This is a genomic window from Rhodococcus sp. JG-3 (assembly GCF_000482405.1).
Classification (GTDB): Bacteria; Actinomycetota; Actinomycetes; order Mycobacteriales; family Mycobacteriaceae; genus Rhodococcoides; species Rhodococcoides fascians.
The window spans coordinates 4016659-4029534 of the sequence record NZ_KI519398.1 but is presented as its reverse complement, the minus strand read 5'-3'; the positions used below and the strand labels follow the sequence as shown (position 1 = coordinate 4029534).

11 protein-coding genes are annotated in these 12876 nt (G+C 65.0%); 6 read left to right on the top strand and 5 right to left on the bottom strand.

All coding sequences use genetic code 11. The annotated features are described in order from the left end of the window. Positions 1–131 precede the first annotated feature (131 nt). Genes K414_RS0120430 through K414_RS0120405 form a run of 6 tightly spaced genes read left to right on the top strand, consistent with a single transcriptional unit; the run spans position 132 to position 7389 of the window. A complete protein-coding gene (locus K414_RS0120430; protein WP_027497635.1) occupies positions 132–1148 on the top strand; it encodes a LacI family DNA-binding transcriptional regulator in 1017 nt (338 codons plus the stop codon). Further along, positions 1145–2152: a 2-hydroxyacid dehydrogenase gene (locus K414_RS27490; RefSeq protein WP_051365189.1), complete on the top strand. Its 1008-nt coding sequence runs from the start codon at positions 1145–1147 to the stop codon at positions 2150–2152. Before K414_RS0120430 ends, K414_RS27490 begins: the two co-directional genes overlap by 4 nt. Beyond that, positions 2149–3366: a D-mannonate dehydratase ManD gene (gene manD, locus K414_RS0120420; protein WP_027497634.1), complete on the top strand. Its 1218-nt coding sequence runs from the start codon at positions 2149–2151 to the stop codon at positions 3364–3366. Before K414_RS27490 ends, manD begins: the two co-directional genes overlap by 4 nt. 4 nt (positions 3367–3370) lie before the next feature. Beyond that, positions 3371–4888, top strand: coding sequence for a mannitol dehydrogenase family protein (locus tag K414_RS0120415; protein ID WP_027497633.1), 1518 nt, complete (start codon positions 3371–3373; stop codon positions 4886–4888). A 52-nt stretch (positions 4889–4940) separates the two neighbouring features. Next, positions 4941–6305, top strand: coding sequence for an MFS transporter (locus K414_RS0120410; protein ID WP_027497632.1), 1365 nt, complete (start codon positions 4941–4943; stop codon positions 6303–6305). Between the two features lie 31 nt (positions 6306–6336). Further along, positions 6337–7389 (top strand): zinc-binding dehydrogenase, encoded by a 1053-nt coding sequence (locus K414_RS0120405; RefSeq protein ID WP_037219425.1) that lies wholly within the window; start codon positions 6337–6339, stop codon positions 7387–7389. A gap of 7 nt (positions 7390–7396) precedes the next feature. Here the strand turns inward: K414_RS0120405 and K414_RS0120400 are convergent, their stop codons facing one another. From K414_RS0120400 to K414_RS27485, 5 genes are all read right to left on the bottom strand, one after another. Further along, positions 7397–7981, bottom strand: coding sequence for a hypothetical protein (locus tag K414_RS0120400; protein ID WP_027497630.1), 585 nt, complete (start codon positions 7979–7981; stop codon positions 7397–7399). A 94-nt stretch (positions 7982–8075) separates the two neighbouring features. Then, positions 8076–9161 carry a glycosyltransferase family 4 protein gene (locus K414_RS0120395; protein WP_027497629.1) on the bottom strand — a complete coding sequence of 362 codons (1086 nt, stop codon included), beginning with the start codon at positions 9159–9161 and terminating at the stop codon, positions 8076–8078. A gap of 39 nt (positions 9162–9200) precedes the next feature. After that, positions 9201–10466 carry a hypothetical protein gene (locus tag K414_RS0120390; protein WP_051365188.1) on the bottom strand — a complete coding sequence of 422 codons (1266 nt, stop codon included), beginning with the start codon at positions 10464–10466 and terminating at the stop codon, positions 9201–9203. Continuing rightward, complete coding sequence (locus K414_RS0120385; RefSeq protein ID WP_027497627.1) at positions 10453–11562, bottom strand: glycosyltransferase; 1110 nt, start codon at positions 11560–11562, stop codon at positions 10453–10455. Before K414_RS0120385 ends, K414_RS0120390 begins: the two co-directional genes overlap by 14 nt. Next, a complete protein-coding gene (locus K414_RS27485) occupies positions 11552–12817 on the bottom strand; it encodes a hypothetical protein (protein ID WP_237606242.1) in 1266 nt (421 codons plus the stop codon). The genes K414_RS0120385 and K414_RS27485 overlap by 11 nt, the downstream gene beginning before the upstream one ends. Between the last annotated feature and the right edge of the window lie 59 nt (positions 12818–12876).

The window sequence follows — 12876 nt, the reverse complement described above, 5'->3', positions numbered from 1 at the left end:
CGTGGTCGCAGTCGAGTGTGTCAAACCGCGGACCCGGTACGCTCGGGCCTCTATTGCGCAAACCGTTGACAATATTGCGCAACTTCTGTCATCGTTGTGCTCGGCATCACAAAGAACTCAGGAGGTGAACCGTGGCACCCACGCTCACGCAGGTCGCACAACGAGCAGGTGTGTCGCTGTCGACGGCATCGCGCGCCTTCAGCAACCCGGATCGAATCGGGGCGGACACGTTGGCTCGGATCATCGCCGTCGCCGACCAGATCGGCTATGTCGCGGCCTCGGGGCGCTCCTCCGACACCCGCGTCTCGGCGACGACGGTCGCAGTCGTGGTACCCGACATCGGCCACACCGTCTTCGCCAGCTTCGTCAAGTCCGCGCAAGCACAGGGCTGGCATCGCAGACAGACCATCGTCCTCACCGACACCGACGGAAGCGCAGACCGTGAGCGTGAAGTGATCGGTGACCTGCAGGGCCGAGTCGACGCTCTGATCGTCTGTGCTCCACGACTACCGGCCGAGGACATCGTGCAGCTGGCGGGCGACACACCGCTGGTGCTGGTCAACCGATCCTCCAGCGAATGCGATTGTGTCGTGGCCGATTCCGAGGACGGTATCCGGCAGGCCGTCGATTACCTGGCAGCTCTCGGTCACACGCATCTCGCGTACGTCCAGGGATCACCGCAATCGTGGTCCAACGAGCGACGCGTCGACGCCGTCGAACAGTTCTGTGCGGCACGAGGAATCGTGCTCGATGTACTGGGGTGGCAGCAGGAAACCTTGGCCGGCGGCCATGCTGCGGCTGCCAGCGTCGTTGCCACGGGTGCGACCGCCGTCATGACCCACAACGACCCCATGGCCATCGGCGTCATGAACGGGGTCCGGTCGATGGGCCTGGCGGTACCGGAAGACCTCAGCGTCATCGGCATCGACGATTCGCCCCTGGCCGAACTCGCGCATCCCGCTCTGACGAGTATCAACGTTCCTATGGGCCGTGCAGGTCTGGTGTCCTCCGATCTGGTGTTCCAGCGGGCAGCCGAACCGGAGTCGTCGCCCAGAACCATCCATCTCCCTACCCAACTCGTGGTCCGCGGCTCATCGGGGCCCGCTCGGATTCGCACTCTCGCACCAGGAAAGGACGACTCGAAATGAAGGTCGTCATTGCAGATTCCAACCTCCTACCGCACCGTGGCCGCTTCGAGAGCCGAGTCGCTTCCGATATCGAGCTGTCGTGGCACGAGAAGTTCGACGTCGATGCACTCGTCGCGGACATCGCCGATGCGACCGTGTATGTCGGCGGAAAGTTCCCGGCCGTTCTGGCGGAGGCGGCACCCGATCTGCAGCTGGTGCACGTTGCGGGGGCAGGCACGGACGGCGTTTCCTTCGACGACCTGAGCGCTCGGACATTGGTGGCCAACACTTTTCACCACGAACGCTCGATTGCCGAATACGTCGTAGCCACCGCCGTCGTGCTCCGGCGCGGGTTTCTCGGCCAGGACCGCCTCATGCGGGAGGATCGGTGGGCGTCACCGGTGTACGACCGCACGCTTCGGCAGTCGACTTCGCTGGGTTCGGCAACGGTGGGATTCGTGGGCTTCGGTCATATCGGTGCGCAGTCGTGGCAGTTGCTGCGGGCCTTCGGTTGCCGGGGCATCGCGGTCACAGGAAGCGGATCGGTGAACGCTGCCGAGAACGGATTGGCCTGGGCCGCATCGACCGATCGTCTGTCCGACCTGACGACCGAAGCAGATGTCGTCGTGGTGTCCGCACCACTGAACGAGCGCACCACCGGCATGATCGGCGACACCGAACTCGCAGCTCTCGGACCGGACGGCGTGCTGATCAACGTCGGGCGCGGCCCCCTAGTGCAGCAGGATGCACTGTTCGACGCCCTGTCCGCCGGATCGCTCGGCAGCGCCGCCATCGACGTCTGGTACGACTACCCGTCGGCCGACGGCATCGGTTCCCCCTCTCGTCATCCGTTCCACACACTGCCCAACATCCTGATGACACCCCATTCGTCCGGCATCACACGCGAAACCTTCGAGGGTCGGGTCGACGACATCACCGCCAACATCGGTCGACTCGCCGCGCGCGAACCGTTGACCGATGTCGTTGCCGGAGAGAACTTCACGGAGAAAGCAGAGCACTCGTGACCGACAAGATCGTTGCTGCGGACGTCATCGTCTGCAGCCCTACTCGTAATTACGTCACGCTGAAAGTGACCACCGCAGACGGCGTCGTCGGCTACGGCGACGCGACCTTGAACGGCAGGGAACTCGCGGTGGCGTCGTACCTGCGAGATCATGTCGCGCCGCTTCTCATCGGCCGAGATCCCGCACGCATCGAGGACACCTGGCAGTACCTCTACCGCGGTGTCTACTGGCGCCGTGGGCCGGTGACGATGGCCGCGATCGGTGCCGTCGACCTCGCCTTGTGGGACATCAAGGGCAAATCCCTCGGGCAACCCGTCTACCAGCTGCTCGGTGGAGCCGTCCGCGACCGCATTCTTTCGTACACCCACGCCACCGGCTGGGACACGTCGGAATTGATCGATTCCGTCGATCGACGTCGAGCACAGGGTTTTCGCGCCGTGCGGGCCCAATCGGGTGTTCCCGGCCTGGAGTCCGTGTACGGAGTGCACCGAGGCGCGCAGGGATACGAACCCGCAGGCCGTGGTGCCGTTCCCGTCGAGGAGGTCTGGGATACCGATGCCTACCTCAATCACGTTCCCGGGGTGCTCGCAGAGGTGCGCGAACACGTGGGATCCGAGCTCAAGTTGCTGCACGACGCGCACCACCGACTGACACCGCAACAGGCTGCGCGACTGGGCAAGTCGCTCGAGGACGTCGATCTGTACTGGCTCGAGGACGTCACCACCGCCGAGGATCAGAGCGCCCTGCGGCTGGTGCGTCACCACACCACGACCCCGCTCGCGATCGGTGAAGTGTTCAACACCATCTGGGACTGCCAGCAATTGATCTCCGAGAAGCTGATCGATTTCATTCGGGTGGCCATCGCCCATGCCGGCGGTATCAGTCATGTCCGAAAGATCTTCTCGCTGGCCGAGGTACACCAGGTTCGTTGCGGACCGCACGGGCCCTCCGACGTCTCGCCGATCACCCTCGCCGCGAGCGTGCACCTCGGAATGGCCACCCCGAATTTCGGCATTCAGGAGTTCATGGGCTACGACCCACTGGTCGACGAGGTGTTCCCGCACGCATGGTCGTTCGCGGACGGCTACCTGACCCCCGGTGACGCCCCCGGCCTGGGCGTCGACATGGACGAGTCGTTGGCCGCGCGGTACCCGTACGAGCCCGCGTATCTCCCGGTCGCTCGCCGCCTCGACGGCTCGATGACGGACTGGTGACGAGATGAGCGAATCCAGACTGACTCGTTCGGCACTCGCTCGCTCGGGCGTCGTCCCGGCACGACCGGACGGCACCGGGATCGTCCATCTGGGGCTGGGCAACTTCCATCGCGCGCATCAGGCCGTGTACACCGCTGCGGCACTGGCGCAGGACGGCGGTTCGTGGGGGATTCTGGGCGTAGCGAACAGATCTCGCACGATTGTCGACGCCATGCTCGCTCAGGAACTGCTCTACGGCGTCGTCGAGATCTCGCCGTCGGGATCGAAGGTGAGCGTCCCCGGAGCACACACGGGAGCCATGGTCGCCGCCGACGACCCCGCCGCCGTCGTACGGGCCATTGCGGACGAGGACGTCCGAATCGTGACGATCACCGTCACCGAGTTGGGCTACACGCTGTCGTCCCGGACGGGCTCTCTCGACCTCGAATCGACTGCAGTGCAACAGGACTTGCAGCGGCCGGAAACGCCGACGACCACAGTGGGGCAGCTCGCGAGGGCTCTGGCGATGCGGGCGCGAACGCACGGGGCTCCGATCACCGTGGCCAGCTGTGACAACCTGCTGGGGAACGGTGATCGCACCGCTGCACTCGTGCGTCAGTTCTTGGACCGTTGCGGTGCGGACGATGTGCTCGAGTGGCTGGCCGCGGCAGTGACGTTCCCCAACTCCATGGTCGATCGCATCGTTCCGTCCAGCAGTGCGTTGTACGACGCCGAGTCCACCGCCGAGCTGGGCGCTGTGGACACCATTGCGGTGCCGGCGGAGCCGTTCACGATGTGGGTGATGGAGGACGAGTTCGCCGCAGGACGTCCCCGCTGGGAAGCCGGTGGTGCCGTGTTCACCGAGGATGTCGAACCGTACGAACTGATGAAGGTTCGACTGCTGAACGGAACCCACTCTCTCATTGCCTATCTCGGCGCACTCGACGGTCGCGCGATAATTCCGGACTCGATCGGTCGCCCGTTCGTGGAGGCCGCAGCTCGAGCGGTGTTGGTCGACGAATACCTCCCGACCGTGCCCGTTCCGGACGGGGTGGATATCGACGACTACATCGCCCAGCTGTTCGTGCGGTGGTCCAACTCCGCTCTGGGGCACAAGACCGCGCAGGTCGGTTCGGACGGCTCGGCGAAGCTCGCGCAGAGGATCCCGGACCCAGCGCTCCACCACCTACGAAACGGTGTTGTACCGCAACACCTTTCCCTGACCATCGCCGCCTATCTCTGCTGCGTGTGCCCGCCCGACGGTTTCGACCCGGGCCCGCATGCACATGCGATGGCCGACCCTGCACGTGCGCGTTTGGCAGGACTTGCCGCTTCGGCAGCGTCCAGTGAGGATTTCGTCCGCTCGGTTCTCGAACGCGGCGACATACTCCCCATCGAGTTGGCGCAGTTTCCTGAATTCATCACACGCACAGCGGAATTCATGGATACTGTTGTTCGTCACGGTCCGATGGCCGCAGCCGTCGAAGCGGCGAGTTCTTCGCTCCGCCCCGTCGTCACGGCATCTCCGACCGCACTCGACTGACCCATTCTCCTTCCTTCGTTCGGCCGAAGCCGAAACTCACCCGAGGACAACCATGGACACGACCACAGAACCGGCAGATTCTCCCAGAATAGCTCCGGCCCAACATGATCCGTCCGCCGTACGACGCGCAGCGTGGGCCGGTCTCATCGGAACCACACTCGAACAGTACGACTTCGTCATCTACGGCACAGCGTCCGCGCTGATCTTCAACAAGTTGTTCTTTCCCAACATCTCCCCGGCGGCCGGCATCATCGCCAGCTTCAGCGCGTACGCCGTCGGATTTCTCGCCCGGCCACTGGGTGGACTGTTCTTCTCACGCTACGGTGACCGGCTCGGGCGCAAGTGGGTTCTGGTCGCCACGCTGATGCTGATGGGCGGCGCGACCATGGCGATCGGTCTGCTGCCGACGTTCGAGCAGGTGGGACTTTTGGCACCGGTGTTGCTGGTCCTGTGCCGGTTCTTCCAGGGCTTCGGCGCTGGTGCCGAACAATCAGGTGGCGCAACGCTTCTGACGGAAACGGCCGCGATCGGAAAGCGTGGCAGATTGGCCGCTCTTGTCATGACCGGCGCGGCGCTCGGCACCGCTCTCGGAGCCATCGCCTGGATCCTCGCCCAGTTGCTCCCCGACGATCAGCTCATGTCCTGGGGCTGGCGGATGGTGTTTCTGAGCAGCATCCTGGTCACCGTGGCCGCGTTCATCATCAGGCGCAAGCTCAACGAGTCACCGGTGTTCCAGGAACTGAAGGCAGCACAGGAGCGGCCCAAGGCACCGGTGAAGGAAGTGTTCACCAACGGCAAGCGACCGCTGTTCATCGTCATGTTCATGACCGTCGGCATCAGCGCTCAGTCCTACACGTACCAGGTGTTCATGGCCTCCTACATGAAGAACGACATCGGCGTCGATCCCACGTTCATACCCAAGGTTCTGCTCATCGGCGCAATCTGCGGCGGCATCGCGGCCTGGGGCTTCGGATGGCTATCGGACAAGGTGGGTCGTAAGCCTGTGTACATCGGTATCGTCAGCCTGCTCGTTGTTCTTCCGGTTCCCACGTTCATGGCTCTCAGCACCGGTTCGCACGTACTGATCACCCTGGTGATGATCATCGGATTCATCCTGGCGTGCCAGGGGGCCGTCGGTGTCACGATGAGCTACTTTCCGGAGATCTTCGGGGCTCGATACCGGTACGCCGGAGTCACTCTCGGTCGCGAGTTCGCGTCCGTCTTCGGCGGCGGAATCGCTCCGTTGCTGTGTGCGGCACTGATCACCGCGTTCTCCGGATCCTGGGTGCCGGTCGCGGTCTACATGATGATCATGGCCGTCTCGGTGCTCGTCGCCGCAACCTTCGCACCGGAAACTCGGGATCGCGATCTGACCGATCCGGCCAACGCAACCGATCCGGTGCTCGACCGGGTCTGACCTGCCCACCTCGAACGGAACGGACGACACGATGACCACCGAACCGAATCCGGTGCCCGACAGAACGGTCGCCCTGATCGCGTACGGCACCGATGACATCCGCGTCGAAACAGTGGCGGTGGCCGACCCCTCGCCGGACGAGGCCATCGTCGCAATTGCCTACGGCGGAATCTGCGGATCCGATCTGCACTACTGGAAGCACGGGGCGGCAGGGCAATCGGTACTGAAGGCGCCGATGCGATTGGGACACGAGGCGTCGGGCACCGTGGTTCGGCGCGCAGCAGACGGCAGTGGCCCCGGTGAAGGCACCCCGGTCACCGTCCATCCGGCGACTCCCGCCGCCACCGGAGCGAAGTATCCGGTCGATCGTCCGAACCTGTCTCCCGGATGCCGCTACATGGGAAGCGCCGCGCAGGTACCGCACGACGACGGACTGTTCATCGGTCATGTTGCCGTCCCGACCCGAATGCTCAGAGTGTTGCCCGACGGTCTGGATCTGAGAATTGCTGCGTTGGCCGAGCCGGCGAGCGTCGCGTGGCATGCCGTCGAGCGCGCCGGGACGGTGTCCGGCAAGACGGTTCTCGTCGTCGGGACAGGTCCGATCGGTGCCCTCATCGTGGCGGTCGCTCGTCGAGCCGGTGCAGCGCGGATCGTCGCGGTCGACCTCGAGGACTACGCCCTGGAAGTGACGCGTCGACTCGGAGCGCATCGAACAGTCGACGCCCGAGACGGGGCGGAAGTCGCGGCGGTCGAGGCCGATGTGACGTTCGAGTGCTCGGGCAACCATCATGGTCTGGCGTCTGCAATTAACGGCACGGCTCGCGGCGGTCGTGTCGTCATGGTCGGGTTACCTGCGGCGGGGCCTCAGCCGGTGCCGCTGTCATTGGCGATCACCCGGGAGATCGACCTGATCGGCTCGTTCCGGTTCAACACCGAGATGGACGACGTGATCCAAGCTCTGGCCGACGGTTCACTCGATGTGGCACCGGTCGTCACTGCGGAGTATCCGGTGAGGGACGCCCTCGACGCGTTCGCACTCGCAGCCGATGCATCCCGGTCGAGCAAAGTCCTGTTGACGTTCTGACGGGCTACTACTCGAATTCGGTTCGTATCGACTGTGTCGTGAGCTGGAGCATCAGCACGAAGCCGGTCAGCGTCACCACGATCGGGGCCCACAGCACCACCGCCACGAAGGTGTCCACATCCCGTTCCAGCACTATGTACACCGCGACGATCGACGTTCCCAACAAGCACAGGGCGATGTGCGCAGCGAGTCGCCATTTGTCGAAGAAGAACCCGGCCAACATTCCCATCGGGATGAGGAAGGTGCATTTGCCGAGGGTGACTTCGGGCGCGAAATTCGCGGTGATGGTGGCTCCGAAGATCGACAGATCGGCGATGACGACGAAGGCGAAGGCTTGCCCGAGCGTCGGCCACGGTCCGAACCACCAGAACGCGCCCATGACGTACGCGGCGATCATGCACGTCCATTGCACGATCGCGGGGATAGGGGTGGTCGCGCCGTACCCGAACGCCAGCTCGAGGGTGACCACGACGGCCATGGCCAGGGCGGCGGCGGACACGATCCGCTTGACGAGGGTCGTGACAGCGAGCGACGTCATCACGCCCATGCCCCATTGGTAGTGCTCGTTGGACCTCGTCAGTGCGCGAGTCACAGTGCCCCCTCGTTCCAATCGGGAGTCGATTGAAACACAGTCGCACGGCTCGACGTTCGGCTTTCACCGAGTTCCGGCCGACGGCGCGGCACGATCAGCTGGTCAATTGGTGTAACAGCTCCGGCAGTGTCTCGCTGATGTCGTGCCGGCTGGCCACCCGATAGCGGGCGGCCTCACCGAGCAGCCGCCGTCGATCGGCGTCGTCGACCACCGCCGAGACGGCGGCAGCGAGAGCATCGGAGTTGCCGGGCTCGACCAGAATTCCAGCACCGTCGGCGAGGAATTCGTGCGTGCCACCGTGATCGGTTCCGATCACCGGCAATCCGTGCGACATCGCTTCCAAGACCGACAACGGACCTGCCTCGGGAGAAGTGCTGGCCGACACGACGACATCCCACCTGCGAAGAGCGGACTCGGCATCGGTGTGCCCGAGGAACTCGACACGTCCGGCAAGATCCGGTTCCGCGGCGCGCGCGCGGAGTTCGTCGACGTATTCGCGATCACCGGGGAAGCTTCCCCCGGCCAATTCGAGTCGGACGTCGGGGAGCATGGCGACGGCGTCGAGCAGCACACGGTGCCCTTTCCACGGCGTCAACAACGCCAGCATCCCGACCACCGGCGGAGAGTGCAGCGCACCGCCGAACCGCGGGACCGGCCACGGCACGCCGTTGTGTGACACCACCACGGGGAGGCCGGCCTTACGCAGAGGTTCTGCGGTGGCCTCGGACACCGATACCGCAACGCGAACGGCCGGCCGGGCGAACCGGACCACCACGCGCTGCTTCAGGGAGGTCATCGTGTCGTGGACGAGCCACGACGCCCCGCGAGCGGGCCGCGCAAACCGCGCCACCGGAAGCGCGAACAGCGAGTTGACGACCGTGGCGGTGCCCGGTGCGCGGGCGATCGTGCGCACGGCGCGCGCCGCCCCGACCCATCGTGCGACCATCCTGATCGCCGCGATACCGCGCTCGGCACCTCGTTGCCCACCCAGTCCGAGCTCGTCGATGCGGATGTGCCGCGTCGTGTCGGGTAGACGGTCTGCCAATGGGCCTGCGGGGCAGGCGATCACGGTGGCATGGCCGCGGCGCGTGGCCTCGTCGATCAAATCCAGCAGCACCTTCTCGGCACCGGACACCTGGCCGGTGTGCGCGAGGAAGAGAACTGTCGATTCGTCGGTCATGTATCGGCCCGTCTGTGCGGCGAAGGTGGTTCTGGCGGATCAGTACGCATCGCGGAGCAGTGCCACTGGGTCTTCACACATTCTGCGTAGCGCTGCATCCATGACGGCCACATCGACCATCTTGCTGCAGAACGAGGCCGTATAGGTTCGGCCACCGGCGATTTCGGCGATGAGCATCGTGCAGCCGTCCGGACCGTCCGGTTCGAGCGACGCGGCCATCTGCGGGGGCCTGCCGTCGTCGGCCCAGTCGAGGTGGTCGAACACCCGCACTTTCCCGAGGTCGCTCACGGCCAACCGCAAGGTCTCGGGTACCTCGACGACCGAATTCTTGTCCTGCGACGGTGCAGACGGCCGAATGCGTGACGCCACATCGCGGAGATGCGACATGCCCAGTACCGCGATGGGCCAGCCGGATTCGATCACCTCGCGCATCGATGCGGTGATTCGGACGGGCGTCGTGTCGGCAGGAAGATGCAGGGGGATACCGACGGCAAAATTCCCGTGCGCGCCCTGCTGGGCCGGATCGAGATAGCGGCGGCTGTTGAACAACACCATGATGTGATCGTCGACGTCGACGGATTCTGCTCGTAGCGCCGCGCTCCACAGGGCAATCGAGATCGACGCAGCGGTCGCTCCGGGCAGGTTCTCCGCAGTCCAGTTCTTCAGCTCGTCCACGTCGGCTTTGCTCATGTACCCGGCCCGGCTGACCTTTCCGGCTTCCCAGTTCTCGATCCGACGACGGGGACCGGACCCGCCGTCCGCTGCGCGCCGGTGTCGAGCACGCAGGGACCAGAAGTCCGCCAGCGTCTTCGGATGCCGAGAGTAGTGCCGCCACAGAGCTTTCCAGGTCGTGCTCGGTGGCAAGCCTGCGGCGAGGCCGGGAACCAGTGATCCGTCGGCATCGTCGCAGAATGCCGCCAACATCAGGACGCCGATCTGGCCGTCCCCGATTCCGTGCGAATAGTCGATGGCGAGGTGATCGTCGAACACGACCACCTCGAGTGGACCGCGAGCACCTTGTCGCGACCGAATGTCGGTGAGCATCTGCCCCAGGTCTTCGGTGCCGCCACTGCTCGTGGTGACATTGTCGCCGGCGATGTTGCTGCGGTAGCGCCACCGTCGAGCATCGGAGCGTGGTTCCAGCGCGATGTGCGGCTCCGCGTCGACGTGTTCGGCGGCGGTGAGCGTTCGACGCGTCCGCTCGATGTCGAGACCGCGGACGGGCCCGACCGCGGTGACTATCCGGGTGTCGGCAAAGACGCGATCCAGTGCAGTCGAGCGATAACTACGCTCAGCGGACGGCATCGACGACCTCCTGCATTCGACTGCGGAAGTTGGCCCGTGAGAAGCCTTCCGCCCATCTACGAATGGCGGCGCGATCATAGTCGGCCGGGTCGAACGAGCGCATGGCCTCGGCGAACCCGGCGATGACGGCCTCGTCGGAGCCCGGCCGTACATGCAAGCCGGTCTCACCGGGAATCACCGAGTCCACGGCCCCGCCGTCTCCCAGTGCGATGACCGGTGTTCCGGTGGCCATGGACTCGACCGGGACTATGCCGAAATCCTCCACTCCGGGCATCAGCAGGGCGCGCGTCGTGCGGTGCAGTTCGAGAAGCTTCTCGTGCGAAACCCGCCCTAAGAAGGTCGTTTTGGGTCCGGCCAGTTCCCGGCAGGCGTTCATTGCACGGCCGTCTCCCGCCACCACGAGGGGAACGTCGGCCTCGGCGGCGGCGCGAACCGCGATGTCAGGACGCTTGTAGGGGACCAGGCGGCCGGCAAGCAGGAAGAAGTTCTCACGCTCGATCGACGGATCCGGCGTGAAACCCTCGGTGTCGACCGGAGGATGGACCACCACGGCGTCGTCTCGGCCCCACCAGTCATCGATGCGCCGAGCGACCGCTGTCGAATTGGCCACCACGGTCGTCAGTTTCGGTGCGGCGGCGATCTCGCATCGACGGGCAACGGCCGACAGTGCCGTCAGTATCGCAGCTCCGGCTCTGCCGCCGCCTTCACCTGCGCGAAGTTCGGGGTCCCAGGCCCATCGTGCGGGACTGTGCACGTAGGCGATCACGGGGGAGTCGGTGGCGAACACGGCCTGAGTCGCGAAGGCATGGTGGCTCACCACGACGGCGTCGTAACCGCGCAGTGGCATCCGCCGAAAGGCCAACGGCATCATCGGAAGAACGGGTGCGTACGACCGTTGGCCCAATGCGTTGTACACCCGATTGAGGGCGGACGTGTGCGGCTCGCGGCTGATTCCCGAGGGAACCCCGGACGGCCGGGAGATGGGCGCGAACACTTCGGCCGCGGGCCAATGCAACGCCAATTGTTCGATGACGTGCTCGGATCCGGCGATCTCGGTGAATCTTTCGTGTACGACGGCAATTCTGTCAGCTGGCATGGCGTTGACCTTCCGGCGCGATCGTCTGCGCGGTCTGTTCTGCTCGTCGGGTCGAATTCTTGTTCTGCAGTACCAGGTGTACGGGAATGTCGAAGTCGTCGAGCCGTCGCAGCGCCGCAGTTGCTGCCTTCTTGTCCCGTCCACGCTTCGACACCAGCACAACGACGGTCTCGACGTCACCGACGTCGGTGTACTGCCACCACTGCTCCGACAGGCCGACTTCGGCGGTGGCTCGATGGTGGCCGGTGGTCGGTCCGTCGCCGTGCGTCGACTCGAAGACTGCACCTTCGCCGACCAGGACGAGAATCACGCTGTCGCCCTTCGGGGCTGCGTGTCGCGCACTTCTCGATGCCGGTCGGTCGCCACGCTCGAGGGCAGCGATTCGGGAAGCCACGACGGGCGGTACCGTGTCGCCGGTTGCCGGGTCGAAGTGTGCACCGTATTTTCGGGACACCCGACGAGCCCAGGAGCGAGAGGGCTTGCGGCCGAGTCTTCCTCGAAGCAACACGATCAGTTCGGCCGCGACGATGAGTGCAGCCAGAGCTGCGACGAGTGCCTCCGAGACCGGTTTCGGTGAGACCGGAGTTGTGCTCTGCTCTGGTTTCGACAACACGACCAGTCGATCTCCGCTGGCAGCTGCTTCGAGTTCGCTCTGCTGGGTGCGTAGTTGGGCCAGTTCGGACAGTGCCGCAGGTCGACTCGGATCGTCGGCAGGCAGGGCGTCCACCCGAGCCTGTTGCGCGTCGACGGTGGACTGTCCCTCGGCCGTTCGTTCCTGCGAGTCGCGGATCGCGTTGGCCGAGGACGTACTTGCCATCGTCGACACCATCGCCTCGGCCAGTTCCGCGGCGAGTTCGGGAGATCGGGTCGTCACGGTCACTGTCAGCAGCGCGGGTGAGGTGCCAGGAGACAGTTCGACGCTCGAGGCCAGTTGCGATGCGTCCATATCGGCGTCGACCTGTTCCAGGACCTGATCGAGAACGCCGCGGTCGGTGGCCAATTCGATGAACGGTGCGCGCATCTGCTCGATGAACGCGTCACCGGGAACGAGCGTTTGGGCAGGTTCGATCTCCGCGACGATCGACGCGGCGTACTGCTTGTCGGTGAGTTCGCTCCTGAGGTAGAACATGCCTGCGCCGACCAACACTGCAATGATCACGGCGGGCAGCAATGCCCGGCCTAGCTCACGCATGTGTCCTGCGAGGTCGATCGGTGGGGGCACGTCGCCCCGGTGTACGGCATCGTGGACGGACATCAACCGCGTACCCTTCCGTCTTCGATGCGAGCGGATGGACCGCTTCGGTGGTTCGTGGA

Excerpts from the sequence above, each read along its gene's own strand:
- K414_RS27490 (WP_051365189.1), top strand. The coding sequence starts at position 1,145 with ATGAAGGTCGTCATTGCAGATTCCAACCTCCTACCGCACCGTGGCCGC.
- K414_RS0120415 (WP_027497633.1), top strand. The coding sequence starts at position 3,371 with ATGAGCGAATCCAGACTGACTCGTTCGGCACTCGCTCGCTCGGGCGTC.
- K414_RS0120410 (WP_027497632.1), top strand. The coding sequence starts at position 4,941 with ATGGACACGACCACAGAACCGGCAGATTCTCCCAGAATAGCTCCGGCC.
- K414_RS0120405 (WP_037219425.1), top strand. The coding sequence starts at position 6,337 with ATGACCACCGAACCGAATCCGGTGCCCGACAGAACGGTCGCCCTGATC.
- K414_RS0120395 (WP_027497629.1), bottom strand. The coding sequence starts at position 9,161 with ATGACCGACGAATCGACAGTTCTCTTCCTCGCGCACACCGGCCAGGTG.
- K414_RS0120390 (WP_051365188.1), bottom strand. The coding sequence starts at position 10,466 with ATGCCGTCCGCTGAGCGTAGTTATCGCTCGACTGCACTGGATCGCGTC.
- K414_RS0120385 (WP_027497627.1), bottom strand. The coding sequence starts at position 11,562 with ATGCCAGCTGACAGAATTGCCGTCGTACACGAAAGATTCACCGAGATC.
- K414_RS27485 (WP_237606242.1), bottom strand. The coding sequence starts at position 12,817 with ATGTCCGTCCACGATGCCGTACACCGGGGCGACGTGCCCCCACCGATC.